Source organism: Streptomyces sp. NPDC030021 (assembly GCF_055574035.1).
Genome location: NZ_JBVIAH010000017.1, coordinates 53,662 through 73,488, shown reverse-complemented (window position 1 = coordinate 73,488; position 19,827 = coordinate 53,662). Strand labels below are relative to the sequence as shown.

General features: G+C 70.7%; 21 protein-coding genes. 11 read left to right on the top strand and 10 right to left on the bottom strand.

All coding sequences use genetic code 11. The features are described 5' to 3' along the window. The first annotated feature begins 190 nt into the window (after positions 1–190). The 5 genes from tilS to ACZ4YL_RS29285 all read left to right on the top strand — a co-directional run bounded on the left by tilS (position 191) and on the right by ACZ4YL_RS29285 (position 5,794). Positions 191–1,228, top strand: a complete 1,038-nt coding sequence (gene tilS, locus ACZ4YL_RS29305; protein WP_468120698.1) for a tRNA lysidine(34) synthetase TilS — start codon at positions 191–193, stop codon at positions 1,226–1,228. Positions 1,229–1,294: 66 nt separating this feature from the next. After that, positions 1,295–1,855, top strand: a complete 561-nt coding sequence (hpt, locus tag ACZ4YL_RS29300; RefSeq protein ID WP_030010907.1) for a hypoxanthine phosphoribosyltransferase — start codon at positions 1,295–1,297, stop codon at positions 1,853–1,855. Between the two features lie 204 nt (positions 1,856–2,059). After that, positions 2,060–4,087: an ATP-dependent zinc metalloprotease FtsH gene (gene ftsH, locus ACZ4YL_RS29295; protein WP_382544974.1), complete on the top strand. Its 2,028-nt coding sequence runs from the start codon at positions 2,060–2,062 to the stop codon at positions 4,085–4,087. A gap of 89 nt (positions 4,088–4,176) precedes the next feature. Continuing rightward, complete coding sequence (gene folE / locus ACZ4YL_RS29290) at positions 4,177–4,785, top strand: GTP cyclohydrolase I FolE (protein WP_301368324.1); 609 nt, start codon at positions 4,177–4,179, stop codon at positions 4,783–4,785. A gap of 190 nt (positions 4,786–4,975) precedes the next feature. Then, the gene (locus ACZ4YL_RS29285) at positions 4,976–5,794 is read left to right on the top strand and encodes a hypothetical protein (RefSeq protein WP_468120696.1); all 819 of its coding nucleotides are present in this window, start codon (positions 4,976–4,978) and stop codon (positions 5,792–5,794) included. Positions 5,795–5,836: 42 nt separating this feature from the next. Here the strand turns inward: ACZ4YL_RS29285 and ACZ4YL_RS29280 are convergent, their stop codons facing one another. The 6 genes from ACZ4YL_RS29280 to ACZ4YL_RS29255 form a co-directional block, all read right to left on the bottom strand. After that, a complete protein-coding gene (locus ACZ4YL_RS29280; protein ID WP_468120695.1) occupies positions 5,837–6,322 on the bottom strand; it encodes a DUF3180 domain-containing protein in 486 nt (161 codons plus the stop codon). 49 nt (positions 6,323–6,371) lie between these two features. Then, positions 6,372–6,980, bottom strand: coding sequence for a 2-amino-4-hydroxy-6-hydroxymethyldihydropteridine diphosphokinase (folK, locus tag ACZ4YL_RS29275; RefSeq protein ID WP_468120693.1), 609 nt, complete (start codon positions 6,978–6,980; stop codon positions 6,372–6,374). After that, positions 6,977–7,336, bottom strand: a complete 360-nt coding sequence (folB, locus tag ACZ4YL_RS29270; protein WP_030010912.1) for a dihydroneopterin aldolase — start codon at positions 7,334–7,336, stop codon at positions 6,977–6,979. The genes folK and folB overlap by 4 nt, the downstream gene beginning before the upstream one ends. A gap of 129 nt (positions 7,337–7,465) precedes the next feature. Then, positions 7,466–7,909, bottom strand: coding sequence for a nuclear transport factor 2 family protein (locus ACZ4YL_RS29265; protein ID WP_266603374.1), 444 nt, complete (start codon positions 7,907–7,909; stop codon positions 7,466–7,468). A gap of 25 nt (positions 7,910–7,934) precedes the next feature. Next, positions 7,935–8,807 carry a dihydropteroate synthase gene (folP, locus tag ACZ4YL_RS29260; protein WP_468120692.1) on the bottom strand — a complete coding sequence of 291 codons (873 nt, stop codon included), beginning with the start codon at positions 8,805–8,807 and terminating at the stop codon, positions 7,935–7,937. An 84-nt stretch (positions 8,808–8,891) separates the two neighbouring features. Beyond that, positions 8,892–10,739, bottom strand: coding sequence for a phosphatidylglycerol lysyltransferase domain-containing protein (locus tag ACZ4YL_RS29255; RefSeq protein ID WP_468120690.1), 1,848 nt, complete (start codon positions 10,737–10,739; stop codon positions 8,892–8,894). Positions 10,740–10,892: 153 nt separating this feature from the next. On the opposite strand from ACZ4YL_RS29255, the gene ACZ4YL_RS29250 reads away from it, so the two are divergent. Beyond that, on the top strand, positions 10,893–12,002 hold the full coding sequence (locus ACZ4YL_RS29250) for an alpha/beta hydrolase (RefSeq protein WP_468120688.1): 1,110 nt from the start codon (positions 10,893–10,895) through the stop codon (positions 12,000–12,002). A gap of 167 nt (positions 12,003–12,169) precedes the next feature. On the opposite strand, the gene ACZ4YL_RS29245 is transcribed toward ACZ4YL_RS29250, so the two are convergent. Beyond that, positions 12,170–13,132, bottom strand: a complete 963-nt coding sequence (locus tag ACZ4YL_RS29245) for an ABC transporter ATP-binding protein (protein ID WP_468120686.1) — start codon at positions 13,130–13,132, stop codon at positions 12,170–12,172. Positions 13,133–13,282: 150 nt separating this feature from the next. On the opposite strand from ACZ4YL_RS29245, the gene ACZ4YL_RS29240 reads away from it, so the two are divergent. From ACZ4YL_RS29240 to ACZ4YL_RS29225, 4 genes are all read left to right on the top strand, one after another. Beyond that, positions 13,283–14,035, top strand: coding sequence for an ABC transporter permease (locus tag ACZ4YL_RS29240; protein ID WP_468120684.1), 753 nt, complete (start codon positions 13,283–13,285; stop codon positions 14,033–14,035). Between the two features lie 4 nt (positions 14,036–14,039). Continuing rightward, complete coding sequence (locus tag ACZ4YL_RS29235; RefSeq protein ID WP_468120683.1) at positions 14,040–14,711, top strand: ABC transporter permease; 672 nt, start codon at positions 14,040–14,042, stop codon at positions 14,709–14,711. Between the two features lie 32 nt (positions 14,712–14,743). Continuing rightward, positions 14,744–15,736 carry an ABC transporter substrate-binding protein gene (locus ACZ4YL_RS29230; protein ID WP_468120681.1) on the top strand — a complete coding sequence of 331 codons (993 nt, stop codon included), beginning with the start codon at positions 14,744–14,746 and terminating at the stop codon, positions 15,734–15,736. Positions 15,737–15,834: 98 nt separating this feature from the next. Then, positions 15,835–16,845 (top strand): hypothetical protein, encoded by a 1,011-nt coding sequence (locus ACZ4YL_RS29225; RefSeq protein ID WP_468120679.1) that lies wholly within the window; start codon positions 15,835–15,837, stop codon positions 16,843–16,845. A gap of 38 nt (positions 16,846–16,883) precedes the next feature. On the opposite strand, the gene ACZ4YL_RS29220 is transcribed toward ACZ4YL_RS29225, so the two are convergent. Continuing rightward, a complete protein-coding gene (locus ACZ4YL_RS29220; RefSeq protein ID WP_468120678.1) occupies positions 16,884–17,477 on the bottom strand; it encodes a TetR/AcrR family transcriptional regulator in 594 nt (197 codons plus the stop codon). A gap of 117 nt (positions 17,478–17,594) precedes the next feature. Here ACZ4YL_RS29220 and ACZ4YL_RS29215 point away from each other — a divergent pair, with 117 nt between their 5' ends. Beyond that, positions 17,595–18,500 carry an NAD(P)-dependent oxidoreductase gene (locus ACZ4YL_RS29215; protein WP_468120676.1) on the top strand — a complete coding sequence of 302 codons (906 nt, stop codon included), beginning with the start codon at positions 17,595–17,597 and terminating at the stop codon, positions 18,498–18,500. A gap of 206 nt (positions 18,501–18,706) precedes the next feature. On the opposite strand, the gene ACZ4YL_RS29210 is transcribed toward ACZ4YL_RS29215, so the two are convergent. Both ACZ4YL_RS29210 and ACZ4YL_RS29205 read right to left on the bottom strand, forming a co-directional pair. Next, complete coding sequence (locus ACZ4YL_RS29210; protein WP_301368292.1) at positions 18,707–18,922, bottom strand: hypothetical protein; 216 nt, start codon at positions 18,920–18,922, stop codon at positions 18,707–18,709. Positions 18,923–18,951: 29 nt separating this feature from the next. Beyond that, positions 18,952–19,803: an arylamine N-acetyltransferase family protein gene (locus tag ACZ4YL_RS29205; protein ID WP_468120675.1), complete on the bottom strand. Its 852-nt coding sequence runs from the start codon at positions 19,801–19,803 to the stop codon at positions 18,952–18,954. Positions 19,804–19,827 lie beyond the last annotated feature (24 nt).

Here is a 19,827-nt window from a genome sequence, read left to right as displayed (position 1 = left end):
CAGCGTCACCCGTCCGAGGGACCGTGGGCCGTGGAAGGGCGTGCGATGCTCGGGGAACGGCTCGGCTCTGTCACCATCGACGCACTCTGAGTGACATCCTCCCGTTCCGCGGGGGCAGCCGGGCAGCAGCACCTCAGCACACCACCCCAACGCCTCCGAGGCATCCGAACTCCATCGAAGGGCACCGGACATGGGTCCCCATCCTGCGGTCGCGGCGATACGCCTGGCGGTCCGCCGCGTACTCCACGACGTCCTCACCGACCACACGGGCAGTCCCGCCGGCCCCCGCCGCGCCGGGGGCCCCCTGCCGCTCGTCCTCGTCGCCTGCTCCGGCGGCGCGGACTCCATGGCGCTCGCCTCCGCCCTCGCCTTCGAGGCCCCCAAGCTCGGCATCCGGGCCGGCGGCATCACCGTCGACCACGGACTGCAGCCCGGCTCCGACCTGCGCGCCGCCGAGGTCGTCACCCGCATGACCGCACTCCGCCTCGACCCGGTGGAGGCCGTCGCCGTGCGCGTCGGCCGCGACGGCGGACCCGAGGCCGCCGCCCGCGACGCCCGCTACGGTGCCCTGGACGAAGCCGCGGACCGCCTCGGCGCCGCCGCCGTGCTGCTCGGCCACACCCGGGACGATCAAGCCGAAACCGTCCTGCTGGGCCTGGCCCGCGGCTCCGGCATCCGCTCGCTCTCCGGTATGCCGGAGGTCTCCGGCGGCAGCGCGGGCCGCACGAACCGCTACCGCCGCCCCTTCCTCCAGGTCGACCGGCAGACCGCCCGCAAGGCCTGCATGGTCCAGTCCCTCCCCGTCTGGGACGACCCGCACAACATCGACCCCGCCTACACCCGCTCCCGCCTGCGCCACGAGGGACTGCCCGCCCTGGAGAAGGCGCTCGGCAAGGGGGTCGTCGAGGCACTCGCCCGTACCGCGCAGCTCTCCCGGGACGACGCCGACGCCCTGGACGCCTGGGCCGCCGAGGCGGAGACCGGCGTACGCGACGCGGACGGCCGCCTGGAGTGCGCCAAGCTCTACGCCCTGCCCCCGGCCGTCCGCCGCCGTGTGCTGCGCAGGGCCGTCGTCGCGGCGGGGTCCCCCGCGGGCTCGCTCTTCGCCCGTCACATCGAAGAAGTCGACCGCCTCATCACCGGATGGCGCGGTCAGGGCGCCATCAACCTGCCCGGCCGGGTCGAGGCCCAGCGGCAGGGTGGCAGACTTGTCATCCGGCAGGGCTGATTGGTGCTGAAACACGGCTGAGTCCTCCGGGGTCGCCCCCCGGAGCCCCGGCCGACAACGAAAGTGATGCGGGTGGACGAGAAGGACATGGGCAACGACCTCCAGTCGGTGCTCATCACCAAGGAAGAGATCGACGCGAAGCTGGCCGAGCTGGCCGCGAAGATCGACGCGGAGTACGCGGGCAAGGACCTGCTCATCGTCGGTGTGCTCAAGGGCGCCGTGATGGTGATGGCGGACCTGGCGCGTGCCTTGTCCACCCCGCTCACCATGGACTGGATGGCGGTGTCCTCGTACGGCGCCGGGACCCAGTCCTCCGGCGTGGTGCGGATCCTCAAGGACCTGGACACCGACATCAAGGACAAGCACGTCCTGATCGTCGAGGACATCATCGACTCGGGCCTGACGCTGTCCTGGCTGCTGTCGAACCTGGGCTCCCGCCAGCCGGCCTCCCTGGAGGTCGTCACGCTGCTGCGCAAGCCCGAGGCCGCGAAGGTCGCGATCGACGTGAAGTGGGTCGGCTTCGACATCCCCAACGAGTTCGTCGTGGGCTACGGCCTGGACTACGCGGAGAAGTACCGCAACCTGCCGTTCGTCGGCACGCTCGCCCCGCACGTCTACGGCGGCTGATCCCGCTCCCGCCCCCGGGAACCCCGGCACGCCTGCGGGGAACCTGGGGGCGATTCCCGCCGTTGGAGCAGGGGAAGGCGGGTCTGTCAGCCGTCCCACAGGGCCGCGGGTGACAATTCAGGGGTACATTCCGAAGAACAGTCTTTACTCACAGCAGCATTTACCTACGGGCAGGAGGGACGGGACGCCTGGCGTCCCGTATGGATGGACGTGAAGCGATACTTCCGTGGGCCGGTCATGTGGATCGTGCTGGCCGTCCTCGCCGTGGTCGTGTTGATGAATGTCGTCGGCTCCGGCGGCGGCTACAAGTCGGTGGACACCAGCGAGGTCATCAAGGCGATCAACACTGGCCAGGTGGAGACAGCCAAGCTGACCACCGGCGACAGCCAGATGATCAAGATCGAGCTCAAGCAAGGCGAGAAGCTCGGCAAGCACGACGGCACCAAGTTCCAGGCCAACTACATCGGGGATCAGGGCGTCCAGCTCGCCCAGAGCCTCCAGACCAAGTACGACGCCGGTCAGATCCCGGACGGGTACTCCGTCACGCCGGACAAGACCAGCCCGTTCCTGAGCGTGCTGCTTTCGCTCCTGCCCTTCGTGCTCATCGTCCTGGTCTTCCTGTTCCTGATGAACCAGATGCAGGGTGGCGGCTCCCGGGTCATGAACTTCGGGAAGTCCAAGGCCAAGCTCATCACCAAGGACACCCCGAAGACGACGTTCGCTGATGTCGCGGGCGCGGACGAGGCCGTCGAGGAACTCCACGAGATCAAGGAGTTCCTGCAGGAGCCGGCGAAGTTCCAGGCCGTCGGCGCCAAGATCCCCAAGGGCGTGCTGCTGTACGGCCCGCCCGGCACCGGTAAGACCCTGCTCGCGCGCGCCGTCGCGGGCGAGGCCGGTGTCCCCTTCTACTCGATCTCCGGATCCGACTTCGTCGAGATGTTCGTCGGTGTCGGTGCCTCGCGTGTCCGCGACCTGTTCGAGCAGGCCAAGGCCAACGCCCCGGCGATCGTCTTCGTCGACGAGATCGACGCCGTCGGCCGGCACCGCGGTGCGGGTCTCGGCGGCGGTCACGACGAGCGCGAGCAGACCCTCAACCAGCTGCTGGTCGAGATGGACGGCTTCGACGTGAAGGGCGGCGTCATCCTGATCGCCGCCACGAACCGTCCCGACATCCTCGACCCGGCGCTGCTGCGCCCGGGCCGCTTCGACCGGCAGATCGCGGTCGACCGTCCCGACATGCAGGGCCGGCTGGAGATCCTCAAGGTCCACCAGAAGGGCAAGCCGGTCGCCCCGGACGTCGACCTGGGCGCGGTCGCCCGTCGTACGCCCGGCTTCACCGGTGCCGATCTCTCCAACGTCCTGAACGAGGCCGCGCTGCTCACGGCCCGCTCGGACAAGAAGCTGGTCGACAACCACGCGCTGGACGAGGCGATCGACCGTGTCGTGGCGGGCCCGCAGAAGCGGACCCGGATCATGTCGGACCGGGAAAAGAAGATCACCGCGTACCACGAGGGCGGACACGCCCTGGTCGCGGCGGCCTCCCCGAACTCCGACCCGGTCCACAAGATCACGATCCTGTCCCGCGGCCGGGCCCTGGGTTACACCATGGTCCTGCCCGACGAGGACAAGTACTCGACCACGCGCAACGAGATGCTCGACCAGCTGGCGTACATGCTGGGCGGGCGCGCGGCGGAGGAGCTGGTCTTCCACGACCCGACCACCGGCGCGGCGAACGACATCGAGAAGGCCACCGCCACGGCGCGGGCCATGGTCACGCAGTACGGCATGACCGAGCGTCTCGGTGCGATCAAGTTCGGCGGCGACAACACCGAGCCGTTCCTGGGACGCGAGATGTCGCACCCGCGGGACTACTCGGAAGAGGTCGCGGCGCTGGTCGACGAAGAGGTCAAGAAGCTCATCGAGACCGCGCACAACGAGGCCTGGGAGATCCTGGTCGAGAACCGCGACGTCCTCGACAACCTGGTCCTCGCGCTGCTGGAGAAGGAGACGCTGAACAAGGAGCAGATCGCCGAGATCTTCTCGACGATCGTGAAGCGTCCGGCCCGCCCCGCGTGGACCGGCTCCTCCCGCCGCACCCCCTCCACCCGTCCGCCGGTGCTCTCTCCCAAGGAGCTCCAGCTGACGAACTCGGCGAACGGCACGTCTGCCGCCGTCGCGCCGGTCTCCACGGAGAAGGGCATCGAGGTGGCTCCAGAGGACCGCCCCGAGTAACCGGCGGCTCGCCCCACCCGGAATGGAAGCCGCGCCCCCCAGGTTCTAGCCTGGGGGGCGCGGTATTTTTTCACAGGAACGAGGAATCGATGACGGACCCAGTGACCCTGACCGGCGATGAGGGCACGATCGGCGTGTTCGACGAGAAGCGCGCCGAAGCGGCGGTCCGTGAGCTCCTGATCGCGGTCGGCGAGGACCCGGACCGTGAGGGCCTCCTGGAGACCCCGGCGCGCGTGGCGCGGGCGTACAAGGAGATCCTGGGGGGTCTGTGGCAGAAGCCCGAAGACGTCCTGACGACGGTCTTCGACCTGGGGCATGACGAGATGGTCCTGGTGAAGGACATCGAAATCGTATCGCTGTGCGAACATCACCTGCTGCCGTTCCACGGAGTCGCCCACGTCGGCTACATCCCGGCGGAGAACGGCAAGATCACGGGCCTGTCGAAGCTGGCTCGCCTCGTGGACGTCTTCGCTCGCCGACCGCAGGTACAGGAACGTCTCACCACGCAGATCGCGGATTCCCTGATGGACATCCTCGATGCGCGCGGCGCCATCGTGGTGATCGAGGCCGAGCACATGTGCATGTCGGTCCGCGGTATACGCAAGCCGGGCGCCAAGACCACCACGTCCGCAGTCCGCGGCCAACTCCGTGCCACGGCCACCCGTGCCGAGGCGATGAGCCTGATCATGGCGCGCTAGCCGGGTTGTCAGTACCGTCCGCTACGGTCCCCCTCCAGGACGTCACGGAGGGGGACCGATGCATTGGGGCGTACCGAGCAGGCAGACGGTGAACGCCGTCGGGGGGCGGCTCCGGGCCTGTGATGTCCGACCGGGGGACCGTGTATGGACACTGCGAGAAGGCCGAACCGAGCAGACCGAGGTCACCGACGTGCGTGCGGCCAAGGCCCGCCTGCTCGTCGACGTGACCACGGATCATGCGACCTTCGCCGTGGCTCCCGACCAGCTTCTGTGGACTCCTGACGGATGGACGCACGCACGCGATGCCGTGGGTACCGTGGTGGCCTGGGCTCACGCGCGCAAGCTGCGCCGCGAACGACTTTCGATTCAGCCTGGATACCAGTTCGGGTACCTGGTGGGGGCGACGTGCTCCGACGGCACGGTGGGCAAGAACTATCTGTCCCTGGTGGTCAACGACGAGGCGTTCGCCGCGAAGTACGCGGAGTCCTTGACGCGGGCCACGGGACTTCCTGCCCGGCTGGAAGCTGTGACAAGGCCATCCGGCTACCTCGGGCGGGACGCTCCCGGTTTTCGGGTCCGCGTGGTCTCTTCGTACCTCGCCGACCTCATGCGGCAGTACGTGGGCGGCGACCCTCACCACATGCGCCAGCGGTTTCCCAGGGTCGTACTCAGAGACGAGGTGACCTTCGGCGGATTCCTGGACGGCTACGAGGACGGAGACGGGTACAGGATCACCCGATGGCCTGCGAGGGCGCTCGTCAGCTCGAACGCCCCCTTTCTGGCGGAGCTCGCACAGGTCATCGGCGCGCGGTTCACACCCCGTACGAACGGCTCGGCATCGCGGCTCGTGGTCGCCGACAGCTGGCCGTCGCGCGGGACGTTCCAGACGGAGGAGCACCCTCTCGAACTCGATGAGTCGGCGTGGGTCGAGGTCAGAGCCGTCACGCCACGGGCGCCCAGCGCCAAGCCGTCCACCCTGTACGACTTCGGCCTCACCCCCCCACCCTGACTTTCTGGTGAACGGGCATCTGGTCCGTACGTCGTGGGGGACCTAGGCCCGGGCCGGGGCCTTGCTCGGGTCCTCGTCCTCCGGCAGCTTGAGGACGTGTTCCAGGAAGAGGGCGGCGGCGATGACCGCCACGCCCGCCAGGACCGAGAAGCCGGCGTACCAGGCCTGGTCGCGGCGGGCGGGGACGTCGAGGGCGTCGGTCAGCAGGAAGACGCCCACACCGCCGTACATGCCCGCCACCAGCGCCGCCACCAGGGCACTGGCCTGGCCGAAGACCACGGCGCGGGCCGCCATCAGCGGCTCCACGCCCTTGGCGCCAGGGCGGCGCTCCCGCTGGGCCTTGAGGCGGGCGCGCATGGACAGGGCCGTGGCCAGCAGCACCGCCGCGATGATGCCCAGGACGATCGGCGCGGCCAGCGGAACGCCCGGCAGGGTGCCGTACGCGTTCCACAGCCGGGCACCGGCCCAGGACAGGACCCCGGCGACCACGAAGATGCCCGCCAGGACCCCCGGCCTCAGTTGCTTCACTTGCCTGTTCCCCACTTTCAGCGAGTAGCCGTGAACAGGCTACTAACGACTACTCGGGGAGGTGGAGTTCCAGGTCGGGGCGCGGCGCCACGCCGACCAGGCCGATTTCGGCCAGCAGCTCCGTGACCGGGCCGCGGCCCGGGATCCGGGCCTCCGGGTCGATGTCGTGCCAGGGGGCCAGCACGAAGGCACGCTGGTGCGCGCGCGGGTGCGGGAGGGTGAGGACCGGGTCGTCGGAGACCCGGTCGGCGTACGCGACGATGTCCACGTCGATCGTGCGCGGGCCCCAGCGCTCCTCGCGGACGCGGTCGAACGCCTCCTCGACGGCGTGCGCGCGCTCCAGGAGCGAGGACGGCGGCAGGGTGGTCTTCACGGCGACGACCGCGTTGAGGTACGAGGGCTGCGAGCCGGGCTCGACCCCCCACGGCTCGGTCTCGTAGACGGGGGAGACGGCCTTGACCCGCATGCCGGGGGTGTCGCCGAGGGCGTCGATGGCGCCCTGCAGGGTCTCCAGCCGGTTGCCGAGGTTCGAGCCGAGCGCGATCACGGCCCATTTGGGGTTGGACAGGGTCACGTCCGCCGCGTCGACCGTCTCGACGACGGAGGCGGGTACCGGCTGGACGGTGGGGTCGCTCGGTGCGTTCAGTCCGTTGTTCATGCGCGGCTCCGGGTGATCGTGATGGTCACGTCGTCGAAGGGGACGGTGATGGGCGCGTCCGGCTTGTGGACGACGACCTCCACCTGTGCCACCGCTTCGTGCTTGAGGCACTGCTGGGCGATTCGCTCGGCCAGGGTTTCGATCAGGTCGACGGGCTCACCCTGGACCACGTCGACGACCTCCTCGGCGACGACCCCGTAGTGCACGGTCTTCGCCAGGTCGTCTCCGGCCGCCGCGGGGCGGGTGTCGAGGTGCAGCACGAGGTCGACGATGAAGGTCTGGCCTTCCTCGCGTTCCCGGGGGAAGACGCCGTGGTGCCCGCGAGCCTTGAGGCCGCGCAGCGCGACACGATCCACGCGAATCACTCCTGCTTTCGTAGGTGCTTCCGGTCCCGGGGCTCCCCGGGGCCATGGCTGCGCCGAGTGCGGTCGGCGTCGTCCGTCTTCGAATTTACCTGCGAAATACTCCGGATCCCGCCGGAGGGGTCAGGAGGCGTCCTCCTCCTCGTCCTCGTCGGACTCCGTGAGGACGGGAGAACCGTGGTGGGACCAGAGGCGCCAGCCCTCGGATGTGCGTCGGAACACATTCGTGGCGACGACCAGCTGACCGACGAGCGGGCCGAGTTCCCCGCCGTCCTCGGCGGGGCCGCCGCTGAGGATGTTCTCCGTGCACGTCACCAGGGCGGTATCACCTATTACGGCCACTTTGGTGTCGGTGAGGAAGAACTGGATGTAGTCGGTGTGCGACATGATGAGCGCGTACGAGCGCAGGACCTCGCCGCGGCCCGAGAGCACCGGCCAGCCGGGGTGGACGCAGGAGATCTCGTCCTCCAGCCAGAGCGCCGACAGTGAGTCGAAGTCCCCCCGCTCCATTGCCTCGTAGAAGGCCGTGTTGACCTCTTCGACCGCCTCGATGTCGGTTCTGCTCACGGTGCTCCTTGTCGGTGGGTACGGATCAGAGTGCGCCTTCCACGGCACGGGCCACCCGAACCGCGTCCGCGGTCGCCCGTACCTCGTGCACCCGTACGGCCCAGGCGCCCTGGTGGGCGGCGATCGCGGAGACGGCGGCCGTGGCGGCGTCCCGTTCGCGGGCGGGCGGCGGGGTGGTGCCGGCCCCGCCGGCCAGGACCCGGCCGAGGAAACGCTTCCGCGACGCGGCGACCAGCAGCGGGAAGCCCAGGGCGCGCAGCTCGGGCAGGTGGGCGACGAGGGCCAGGTCGTGCTCGGCGTTCTTGGCGAAGCCGAGTCCGGGGTCGACGAGGAGCCGCTCGGGGGCGATCCCGCCGGCCACGACCGCGTCGATCCGGGCCCGCAGCTCGGCGGTGACCTCGGCGAGCACGTCGTCGTAGACGGCGAGGCTGTTCATGCCGGCGCTGAAGCCGCGCCAGTGCATCACGACGAAGGGCACCTCGGCGGCGGCGACGGCCGGGATCATCCCGGGGTCGGCCAGGCCGCCGCTGACGTCGTTGACCAGGGTCGCGCCGGCCTCGACGGCGCGGGCGGCGACGACCGCGCGCATGGTGTCCACGGAGACGGTGACGCCTTCGGAGGCCAGGCCGCGGACCACGGGGACGACCCGGCGCAGCTCCTCCTCCTCGTCGACGCGGGAGGCGCCGGGGCGGGTGGACTCGCCGCCGACGTCGATGAGGTCGGCGCCGTGCTCGACGAGGTCGAGGCCGCGCTTGACCGCGGCGGTGGTGTCGAACCAGCGACCGCCGTCGGAGAAGGAGTCGGGGGTGACGTTGACGACGCCCATGACCGCGCAGCGGTCCCAGTCCGGCAGACCTGCGACCCGGCCCCTGCCGGTGGCTCCGCGCTTCGTGTTCATAGGTCCAAGGGTAGGGCTGACCTGGATACGACAGGGCCCCGGCGTCTCGCGACCGCCGGGGCCCTGGACGGGCGCTTGCGGGGGTTATGCCGCCTGGACCTCGCGCTCCGGCTGCTTGGGCACGGCCGTCATGTGGTTGTGCGTGCAGGTGCGCACCGGCTTGGGACGGCGGCGGCTGGCGAAGAGCCGGGGCAGGGCCACCGTGACGAAGCCCTCGGCCTGCATCACGGCGAAGCCGATGCGGGGCAGGTCGCGGGTGGTGCGGTAGACCATGAAGCGCGGCTCCCAGCGGGGGCGGAACTTCTCGTTGAACTTGTAGAGCGACTCGATCTGGAACCAGCGGGAGAGGAAGACCAGCAGGCCGCGCCACATCCGCAGGACCGGGCCGGCGCCGATCTTCTCGCCGCGGGCGAGGGCCGCGCGGAACATCGCGAAGTTCAGCGAGACCTTCTCGATCTTCAGGTCGGGGGCGGCCTGGAGGGAGGCGACGATCAGCAGCTCGTTCATGCCGGGGTCGGCGGCGCGGTCGCGGCGCATCAGCTCCAGCGACATGCCGTCGGTGCCCCACGGGACGAAGTGCAGGACGGCCTTCAGGTCGCCGAACGGGCTGGTGTCGCCCTCCTCCACGCGGTGCGCGGTGGCGATGAAGCAGTCGCCGTCGCCCTCCTCGCCGACCCGGCCCAGGGCCATCGAGAAGCCGCGCTCGGTGTCGGTGCCGCGCCAGGCCTCGGCCGCGCCGCGGACCCGCTCCAGCTCCTCCTCGGTCAGCTCGCTGACCCGGCGCACCTGGGTGGTGTAGCCGTTGCGCTCGATGCGCTTCACCATCTGGCGGACGTTGCGCATGGGACGGCCCGCGAGGGAGAAGTCTTTGACATCGACAATCGCCTCGTCACCCAGCTCCAGGGCGTCCAGACCGGTCTCGCGGGTCCAGACCTCGCCACCGGTCTCGCTGCAGCCCACGACGGCGGGGGTCCACGAGTGGGCCTTGGCCTCCTCCATGAACCGCTCGATCGCGCCGGGCCAGGCCTCGACGTCGCCGATGGGGTCGCCGGAGGCGAGCATCACACCGGAGACGACGCGGTAGGTGACGGCGGCCTTGCCGCTGGGAGAGAAGACGACGGCCTTGTCGCGGCGGAGCGCGAAGTGGCCGAGCGAGTCGCGGCCGCCGTGCCTGGCCAGCAGCTCGCGCAGCTTGCCCTCGTCGTCGGCGGTGAGCCGGGCGGCCGGGTGCTCGGGGCGGAAGGCCAGGTAGATGGTGGTGAGGGCGGTCAGCATGCCGAGGGCGCCGAGGGAGTACCCGACGGTCCAGGACACCTGGCCCGCGTAGTCGACGGGGCCCTCGAAGCCGAAGAGGCCGTAGACGACGTGCGTGATCTGCTCGTACAGGCTCGGGTTGCCGACGACCCGGTTCGGGTGGACGTTCACGATGAGCAGGCCGAGCCCGATGGAGCCGGCGCTCATCACCACGAAGTTGGCGAGGGCCTTCCAGCGGCTGCGCGGGTCGGGCAGCGCCTTGAATTCACTCTGGTGGCGCAGCAGCAGCGCGAAGAGCACCGCCGCGATGATCACGCCGGGGATCGAGTGCCGGTAGAGGAACTGCGCCACGGCACCGGCCGGCAGCAGCACGATCGCCGCCCGCCAGGCCCGGCGCTTGCGGCGCTTGAGGCCGTGCGCGAGCAGCAGGAGCAGTACGCCCGCGCTGATGGCGAGGGCCGCTGCGAACGGCCCGAAGACCGGCAGCACCTCCGCCAGCGCGTGGATCCGGCTGTGCCGGAAACGCGGGAACACCCCTGCTGCGACGTCCAGAAGGCCGACGATCATGACGGCCGTACCTACCAGGCCGGGCACCGACTCCGGCTGTGGGCCTCGGAGGATTCGGCGGGCCCTGCTCGGAACCTGTCCCGACTTATCGCCATCTATCCTGCTAGACATCGCTTCCCGTTGCTCCGCGAGAGATCATGTGGCCGAAGGCCGCGACAGCCTCCGGTGTTGTGGTGCGTCCCTTAGGACGACATCGACGAGGAGCGGGTTCACTCTTTCGTCGGAAAAAAACAGTCCTGCCACCAGAAAGTCGACTGACTGCTCATGGGTCTCACCAGTAATACGGTTCTGGCGCTGGCCATCATCGCCGGTGTGCTGCTCTTCGCGGCCACGGTGTGGTTCTGGCCGAAGCTCTCGGGCCGCACCTGGCGCGCGTTCGCCGGCCGGATCGGGCTGCTGCTGGCGACCCAGCTGGCGCTGTTCTCGGCTGTGGGGCTGGCGGCCAACAAGTCGTTCCTCTTCTACGGTTCCTGGGCCGACCTGCTCGGTCAGGAGACGTCCATGGGCAAGGTCGTCGACCACTCGATGAGCAGCAAGGACATCAAGGTCGTCGACAAGCAGAAGCTGGACGTACCCGGTGGCGCCAAGCCCCAGGTCGGTGGTCAGATCCTGAAGGTTGCCATAACCGGGCAGAAGTCGAAGATAACGAGCCCCGGCTACGTCTGGCTCCCGCCGGAGTACTTCCAGCCCCAGCACAAGGACCAGAACTTCCCCGCGTCCATCGTCCTGACGGGGTACCCGGGCACCGCCGAGAACCTCGTCAAAGGGCTCGACTACCCCATGAAGGCCTTCAGCCTGTCCAAGTCGGGCAAGATGAAGCCGATGATCCTGGTCATGCTGCGCCCGACCGTGGCGCCGCCGCGTGACACCGAGTGCGTCGATATACCCGGTGGCCCGCAGACCGAGACCTTCTTCGGCGAGGACCTCCCGCAGGCCATCACGGACACCTTCCGGGTCGGCAAGAAGCCCCAGAACATGGGCTTCATCGGCAACTCCACGGGCGGCTACTGCGCCCTGAAGATCGCCGCGCACTACCCGCAGACCTTCGGCGCCGCCGCGGGTCTGTCCGCGTACTACGAGGCCCCGGACGACCCGACGACCGGTGACCTGTTCCACGGGGACGAGAAGCTGAAGAAGCGTGCGGATGTGCTGCACAGCATCGAGCACAAGAAGCCGAGCGGTACGTCCTTCCTCGTGACCAGCAGCGAGAAGGGCGAGCCGAACCTCACGGACACCAGGAAGTTCATCAAGAAGGTGCAGGGCCCGGACCGGGTCTCCTCCATCATCCTCGACAGCGGTGGCCACAACTTCAACACGTGGCGACGGGAGATCCCGCCGATGCTGATGTGGATGAGCGGCCGCATCCAGGCCTGACCCGCCTCGCGCCGACGTCCGACGTCCGGCGCCCCCGACCGCCCGACACACCCGTGACCGGCCTCCCGAGGCCGGTCACAGCTGCTTCCGGGGCCGCCCGGCGCCGTTGCGGGGCGAGGCCGTCTCTTCCGGATCCTGCCTGACCCGCAGGATCCGGAAGAGACGGCCTACGCCTCCTGCAACCGGGCCCGGCGCAGTGCCCGGTGGACGCCCTCCGGCGTCAGGACGCCGACCAGCGCGCCGGATTCCGGGTCCGTGACCCCGATCCGCCCCGAGTCCTCCTGCAGCAGGGCGGAGAGCGCCTCGCGCAGTGTCGCGCCCAGTTCCACCGAGGCCGCCGGGTCCTTCCCCTGCGCCGCGGCCAGGTCGGCCGCCTCGACCGCGGTGACCGCGAGCCGCTTGAGCCCCCGGTCGGCGCCGACGAAGGAGGCCACGTACTCGGTGGCGGGCGCCCCGAGCACCGCCGCCGGGCGGGCGAACTGCTCGATGGTGCCGGTGCCGTAGACCGCGATGCGGTCGCCGAGCCGGATCGCCTCCTCCAGGTCGTGGGTGACCAGCAGGATCGTCTTGCGCACCGTCCTCTGCAGGGTCAGGAACTCGTTCTGCAGCCGCTCACGCACCACCGGGTCCACCGCGCCGAACGGCTCGTCCATCAACAGCACCGGCGGATCGGCGGCGAGCGCGCGGGCCACACCGACGCGCTGGCGCTGCCCGCCGGACAGCTGCTCCGGGTACCGGCCCCCGTACACGGACGGGTCCAGGCCCACCAGCTCCAGCAGTTCGGCCGCCCGGGCGCGGGCCTGTGCCTTCGGGGTGCCGATCAGCTGCGGCACGGTCGCCGTGTTCTCCAGCACCGTCTTGTGCGGGAACAGCCCGACCTGCTGGATGACGTACCCGATCCGGCGGCGCAGCTCGACCGGATCGGCGGCCGCGATGTCCTCGCCGTTCAGCAGGATCCGGCCGGAGGTCGGGTCGATGAGCCGGTTGACCATCTTCATCGTGGTCGTCTTGCCGCAGCCGGACGGTCCCACGAGCGTGACCAGCTCACCCTCCGCCACCTCGAAGGACAGGTCCTCGACGGCTGTCGTCCCGTCGGGGTAGCGCTTGGTCACATGCTCGAATCGGATCACAAGCCCATCTTTCCGCACGCCGGCCGCTGATTTGTGAAGGGCGTGTTGCCCGACTGCGAAGGATTCCGGCCATTGAGGGTGGTGCGGGTTAGGGTCGCTGTGACAGGTGATCGTGAAGACGTACGTTCGAATGATGGGGGGGTGAGGGGCATGGCGGCGCAGAACTGCCTGGTGGCGAACGACTGGATCTGCTGGGACTACGTCACCTCCCGCTCCCAGGAACTCACCGACGCCACCCTCGAACACATCTGGATCACGGGCGTGTCCGTCCTGATCGGCATAGCCGTGTCCGTGCCGCTCGCCCTGCTGGCCCGCCGCGGACGCCGCTGGGCGGCCCCCGTCCTGGGCCTGACCACCCTCCTCTACACGATCCCCTCGCTGGCCATGTTCTCCCTGCTGCTGCCGGTCTTCGGGCTCTCGGCGGCACTGGTGGTGACCGGGCTGGTGCTGTATTCGCTGACGATCCTGGTCCGTAACGTCCTGGCCGGCCTGGAAGCCGTCCCCGAGGACGTACGGGAGGCCGCGCGCGGCATGGGGTACGGCCCGGGGCGCCTGCTGTGGCAGGTCGAACTGCCCCTCGCGCTGCCCGCACTGCTCGCCGGGGTCCGGATCGCCACCGTCTCGACGGTCGCGCTGACCACGGTCGGCTCCATCGTCGGCAAGGGCGGACTCGGCAATCTCATCGCCCCGGCCGTGAACAGCTCCTTCAAGGCCCAGGTGCTCACCGCGTCGGTGCTGTGCGTGCTGCTCGCGCTCGTGGCCGACCTGCTGCTGCTCGGCGTACAGCGGCTGCTCACCCCGTGGACCCGGGCCGGTGCCGGTGACCGAGCCCGTGCGCGTGCCGGTGCCCGGCCTGCGGCTGCGGCTCCGGCTGCGGCTGCGGCTCCGGCGAAGGAGGCCTGAATCCGTGGGCGTCATCGGAGGGGCCTGGGACTGGCTGGCGAACGGCGCCAACTGGTCGGGGGAGAGCGGTGTCTGGCACCGGCTCGGCGAGCACGTCTACGTCAGTGCGGTCGCGCTCGCGATCGCCTGCGCGGTGGCGCTGCCGATCGGCCTGTTCCTCGGCCACCTCGGCAAGGGCGGCACCCTCGCGATCAACATCTCCAACATCGGCCGGGCCGTCCCCGTCTTCGCGGTGCTGGCGCTGTTCATGGTCTCGCCGCTGCGCAACGCCGGCTACCTGCCCACCATCGCCGCGCTCGTGCTCTTCGCCGTCCCGCCGCTGCTGACCAACGCCTACGTCGGCATGCGCGAGGTGGACCGCTCGGTCGTGGAGGCCGCCCGCGGCATGGGCATGTCCGGGATCCAGCTCTTCCTGCGCGTCGAACTTCCGCTCGCGCGCGCCATGGTGATGACCGGGCTGCGCTCGGGCGCCGTACAGGTCATCGCCACGGCCACGATCGCCGCCATGGTCGGCCAGGGCGGCCTCGGCCGGATCATCACCGCCGGCTTCAACACGTACAACACCCCGCAGGTCGTCGCGGGCGCCCTGCTGGTGGCCGCACTCGCCCTGCTGGTGGAGGGCGTGCTGGTGGCGGCGGACCGGCTGCTGCTGCCGCGGGCGGCGTCGTCCCGCTGATTCCTGTCCATCGCCTCGAACGGAGTACCTCCATGACCAAGACCACGCGCGTCCTTGGCGCGTCCCTGGGCGCCCTGGCCCTGACGGTGTCGCTGGCCGCGTGCGGCGGCGACAGCCTGGAGAAGAGCAAGGACGGCGGCCCGGCCTCCGCCGACTCCTCCTCGTCCGCGGGCGGCGGCAAGGGCAGCCTGGTGATCGGCGCGGCCGGGTTCACCGAGTCGAACGTACTGGCCGAGCTGTATGCGCAGATCCTGAAGGACGCGGGCTACAGCACCTCGGTCAAGACGGTCAACAACCGTGAGCTCTACGAGCCGTCGCTGGAGAAGGGCGAGATCGACGTCGTCCCGGAGTACGCGGCCACGCTCGCGGAGTTCCTCAACGCCAAGGTGAACGGTCCGAAGGCGCCCGAGGAGAAGCCCGTCGCCTCCAGCGACGTCGCGGCGACGGTGGCGGGCCTGGAGAAGCTCGCGGCCCCGCTCGGTCTGAAGGCGCTGGCCGCCGGTGAGGCGGTCGACCAGAACGCATTCGCCGTGACCAGGGAATTCGCCCAGAAGAACAACCTGAAGACGCTTTCCGATCTTGGTAAGTCCGGACTCAAGGTGAAGATCGCGGCCGGCGACGAATGCAGCGTCAGGCCCTTCTGCGCGCCGGGGTTGACGAAGACGTACGGAATTCAGGTTTCCGGTATCGACCCGAAGGGCGTCGGCACCCCGCAGGCCAAGCAGGCGGTCAAGGACGGCGCCGACCAGCTCGTGCTCACCACGACCACCGACGCCACCCTCGACAGCTACGGCCTGGTCCTGCTGGACGACGACAAGAAGCTCCAGAACGCCGACAACGTCCTGCCGGTGGTCAACGCCAAGGACGCCGGAACGCCGGAGGTCGCCGCCGCGCTCGACAAGCTGACCAAGGCGCTCACGACGGCCGATCTGGTCGACCTGAACCGCAAGGTGGACGCCGAGCGCGCCAAGCCGGCCGACGTCGCGAAGGCCTACCTGGAGTCCAAGGGCCTGCTGAAGAAGTAGCGCGCACGGGGTTGACCGGGAAAAGTGGCTCAACTGCCCGGGAAGAGTTTGCCGGGCGGGTATCCCACTGGACCCCCATGCCCTGTAAATTTCGGGCCATGCCCCGTGGACGCCACCGCAATCCCGAACCCCTGCACCGGCTGCTCACGCCGACGACCGTGGCCGGTGTGTCCGTCGCCGCCGCCGGCGCGGCCTGGCTGCTGGCGGAACCGATGGCGCTCCGGCTCCTCGTGGCCGTCACGGCGGCGGCCGGGGTCGCCGGCGCCGTCGTCATGCGCGCCTGGGACCGCTCGGCGGGCCGCCGCGTCGCCGAGCTCGCGCGCGAGCGGGTCAAGGACGAGTGGCGGACCGACGAGCGGATAGCCGAGCTCGAATCCGACCTCGAAGAGGCCCGGATGCTGCGGGCCAGGCTCGATGCCAAGCTGCGCGCCAAGCGGGTCGAACTGGCGGGCCTGCGCGGCGAGCACGCGGCACTGCTGCGCCGGTACGCGACCGCCGAGACCGAGCGCGCCAGCGCCCTGGAGGGCCGCCGGCTGCTGGCCATCGAGGCCTCTGCGGCGCCGGCCGCCGCACCGAAGGAACTTCCGCCCGTCACCGAGGAGCGCACCTCGGCGGGCGCGCCCACCGCGGTCGGCTACGCCCGGGCCCACTCGGCCCTGGAGGCGCTGGCCTCCCGCAGGCGGGAGGCGCGGGCGCTGCCCGCGGGGCCGTCGGCCCCGGAGCCCGATCCCGGTCCCGGCCGTGGCCACGCTCCCGCCCCCGCTGCCGCGCCCTCGGTCCCCGCGCGCCGTCCGGCGGCCGCGGTGGCCCCGTACGCGGCCCAGCGGCGTACCGCCTCGCGCGTCGAGGGCGGCTTCGACTTCTTCGGCACCAAGAACGCGGCGCAGGCCCGCGCGGTGATCGAGGCGGTGCAGAACGAGGACCTGGCCGACGTGGTCGGCGCGGAGGCCCTCGCGGTGCACAAGGCCGAGTCCGCCCAGGCCGTGGCCGAGCCGGAGTTCAAGCCGGCGACCGACGAGACCCGCGCGGTGGGCCAGGTCATCGACCTGACGGCCCATGACGAGACCGAGCCGATCGACGTGGCCCGCCTCCGGACCGCGATCTCCTAGGTCCTGTCCCGTCGCACCTGCCCGGCCGGTCCCCGGGGTCAGTCCCGGTACGAGGCCACCAGCCGGGCCAGGTGCCGGCCCGCCACCAGGAGCGGGGTGCGGCTCCGGGTGACCTGTGAGGTCGTCTCGGCGCCCTCCAGGGTGTTGATCACGGTGATCGCCAGGTCGCGGGCCTCCGGCTCCGGGTAGCCCGACGCGAGGAGCTTCGCGGCCACCAGGTGCTGCCAGTTGGCGAAGGCCTGGGCGCAGGCGTCCTGGAGCTCCGGGAGACGGCCGACCGTCTCCAGGGCCGTGGCCGTCACCGGGCAGCCGTCCCGCCAGTCGGAGGCCTCCAGTGCCTGCGCGAGCACGGCGGCCACGCCCTCGACCGCCTCCGCGGGGTCGGTGTGGGCGGCGAGCCCGGCGCGGAGCAGCTCCGCGAACTCCTCGTCGCCGAAGTGGATCGCGGCCACCGCGAGTTCCTGCTTGCCGCCCGGGAAGAAGTGGTACAGCGAGCCGAGGGTGGCCCCGGCCTCGCGGACGAGCTGCTTGACCGGGGTGTTCTCGTATCCGCCGTGCTGCATGAGGCGGGATGCGGTGCGCACCAGCCGGTCGCGCGTCCCGGGTGCTGTGGTCGTCGCTGCTGTGGCCATGGGCGTGATCCTACCGCCGAATCTAGATAGAGCGTTCGTTCTAGTCCCGTGCTACGGTCGTCCCGAGCGCTGGATAGAGCGTTCGTTCTAGACGATGCGTTGGGGGAGAACTCCGTCATGAACCAGATCCGTACCACCCGGGCCCAGGACGCCAAGGTCACCGTCGTGGGCCTCGGCCCGATGGGCCGCGCCATGGCCGCCGCCTATCTCGACGCCGGCTTCGAGGTCACCGTGTGGAACCGCAGCGCGGGCAAGGGCGACGAGCTCGTCGCCCGCGGGGCCCACCGCGCCGCCGAGGTCGCCGAGGCCGTCGCCGCGAGCCGGCTGACCGTGCTCAGCCTCATCGACGTCGAGGCCATGTACGGCACGCTCGGCGACACCGACCTCGGCGGCCGTGTACTGGCCAACCTGTCCTCGGACGTCCCGGACAAGGCCCGCGCCGCCGCCCGGTGGGCCGAGGCGCGCGGGGCCGCGTACCTCACCGGCGGGGTCAACGTGCCGCCGGCCGGCATCGGCCAGGAGGGCTCCTCCGTGTTCGTCAGCGGCCCGCCGGAGGTCTACGAGGAGCACCGGGCCGCTCTCGACGTGCTCGCCGCCACCGACTACCGGGGCGCCGACCCCGGCCACGCGCAGCTCTACTACCAGCTCAACATGATCCTCTTCTGGACCGCCTACACCGGCTGGTACCAGGCCGTCGCCGTCGCCCGCGCCAACGGGCTGACGGCGGCGGACATCCTCCCGTACGCCGGCTACACGGCCGACAGCATGCGCGGCTTCTACACGGGGGGCGCCCCGCTGATCGACGCCGGCGAGCACGGCGGCGAGCACGAGCGGCTCGCCATGTGCGCCGCGAGCGTCGAGCACATCCTGCACACGGCCGCCGACTCCGGTGTGGACACCGGGATCCTGACCGCGCACGCCGAGCTCTACCGGCGCGGTGTCGAGGCTGGCTTCGGCGCGGACAGCAGCTCGCGCCTGATCGGCGTGCTCGGCGGCACCCGGGAGGCCGTGTCCGCAAAGTAGCGCCGGCCGCCCGAAGGGCGGGGGTGTCGGAGGCTAGGTCGAGGCGGCGCGGGCCACTGCGCGGCAGGACGAGCAGCCCGGTCGCGGTGGTGGGCCGGCCCTGCGGGTCCACGGTGGCGCAGGCCGCGGGGGCTGTCCCCCGGACGGACGGGGGAGTCCGCCGGGGGCAGGGGCCCGCGCGGCCCCGTACCCAGTTCTCCGGATCCTCAGAACAGCGGGAGCTGCCCCGGGTGTTCGGCCAGTACGAAGCCGTCCAGGGTCGGCGCGGAGGCGCCGAGCACCACCCGGGCCCGGGATCCGGGGCAGGACACCAGGTCGCCGCGCCCCCGCCCGGAGGGCGGATCGTGGCGGGCGATCCGTCCGGCGGTGACGGCGCAGTCGCGACCGCAGGAGGGGCAGGCCCGGCGGGGAGAGTGGGACATGCCGCCCAGTCTGCCCTGCCGCACCGACATCAGTCCTGCTGGGAGGCGAGCCAGGCCTCGTGCGCCCGCTGCACCCGGTCCCACAGCGCGGCCCGGTCCGCCGGCGTCAGGTCGTCGAGCTCGCGCCCGAAGACCGTGGCCATGACCTCGAAGAGCTCCTCCGGGGAGGTCAGTTCCCGCTTGTCGCGGCCGCCCTGCGGGTCGAGGGTCAGCAGGATCCTGCCGTGCAGCCGGTTCATGACCCCGGCGTTGCGCCGCAGCATGAAGAAGGACTGCAGGAAGGGGGAGTCCTCGGCGGTGGACAGCCGAAGGTGCTCGTCCTCGAATTCGGCCATGGTCGCGGGGGCCGAGCGGAAGTTCATCGCGGGGAAGGGCGAGCCCTCGTTGAGGAAGGTCCAGCCCGTGTCGGGCCCGTCCGCGCTCCCGAGCGGCCGCAGGCCGTACCGGAAGCCCCGCTCGTACTTGCCCTCGCGCAAGGGCAGCGGCTCGGGCGGACCGTCGCCCAGGCCGACGTCCACGAGGAAGGCCTGCCCGTCGATCCGTACGGTCAGGGTGAGGTGGTCGCCGCTCACCTCCTGGGAATCCGGATCCGCGCTCATGCCCCCGAGGTGACGCGTCACGTCGTACCCGAGGTGCTCCAGCAGCGCCGCGAAGGCGCCGTTGAGGTGGAAGCAGTAGCCGCCGCGCCCGGCGCCGATGCGGCGCACGGACAGCTCGGGGTCGATGCCCGGCGGCCGGCCCAGCTGGATCTCGGTGTTCTCGAACGGGATCCGCTCCAGATGGGCCCGCGTGAGCGCGAACAGCCCTTCGGCGGAGGGGGATCCGGGTTCGGTGATGCCGATCCGCCCGAGGTACGCGGCGTATATGCCAGAAATGATCATGGGGCCACCCTAGATCGGGCATCT

Bases quoted from the DNA above. Each gene is read 5' to 3' on its own strand.
- tilS (WP_468120698.1), top strand. From the start codon at position 191: ATGGGTCCCCATCCTGCGGTCGCGGCGATACGCCTGGCGGTCCGCCGC.
- hpt (WP_030010907.1), top strand. From the start codon at position 1,295: ATGCGGGTGGACGAGAAGGACATGGGCAACGACCTCCAGTCGGTGCTC.
- ftsH (WP_382544974.1), top strand. From the start codon at position 2,060: ATGGACGTGAAGCGATACTTCCGTGGGCCGGTCATGTGGATCGTGCTG.
- folE (WP_301368324.1), top strand. From the start codon at position 4,177: ATGACGGACCCAGTGACCCTGACCGGCGATGAGGGCACGATCGGCGTG.
- folK (WP_468120693.1), bottom strand. From the start codon at position 6,980: ATGAACAACGGACTGAACGCACCGAGCGACCCCACCGTCCAGCCGGTA.
- folP (WP_468120692.1), bottom strand. From the start codon at position 8,807: ATGAACACGAAGCGCGGAGCCACCGGCAGGGGCCGGGTCGCAGGTCTG.
- ACZ4YL_RS29255 (WP_468120690.1), bottom strand. From the start codon at position 10,739: ATGTCTAGCAGGATAGATGGCGATAAGTCGGGACAGGTTCCGAGCAGG.
- ACZ4YL_RS29250 (WP_468120688.1), top strand. From the start codon at position 10,893: ATGGGTCTCACCAGTAATACGGTTCTGGCGCTGGCCATCATCGCCGGT.
- ACZ4YL_RS29240 (WP_468120684.1), top strand. From the start codon at position 13,283: ATGGCGGCGCAGAACTGCCTGGTGGCGAACGACTGGATCTGCTGGGAC.
- ACZ4YL_RS29230 (WP_468120681.1), top strand. From the start codon at position 14,744: ATGACCAAGACCACGCGCGTCCTTGGCGCGTCCCTGGGCGCCCTGGCC.
- ACZ4YL_RS29225 (WP_468120679.1), top strand. From the start codon at position 15,835: ATGCCCCGTGGACGCCACCGCAATCCCGAACCCCTGCACCGGCTGCTC.
- ACZ4YL_RS29220 (WP_468120678.1), bottom strand. From the start codon at position 17,477: ATGGCCACAGCAGCGACGACCACAGCACCCGGGACGCGCGACCGGCTG.
- ACZ4YL_RS29215 (WP_468120676.1), top strand. From the start codon at position 17,595: ATGAACCAGATCCGTACCACCCGGGCCCAGGACGCCAAGGTCACCGTC.
- ACZ4YL_RS29210 (WP_301368292.1), bottom strand. From the start codon at position 18,922: ATGTCCCACTCTCCCCGCCGGGCCTGCCCCTCCTGCGGTCGCGACTGC.
- ACZ4YL_RS29205 (WP_468120675.1), bottom strand. From the start codon at position 19,803: ATGATCATTTCTGGCATATACGCCGCGTACCTCGGGCGGATCGGCATC.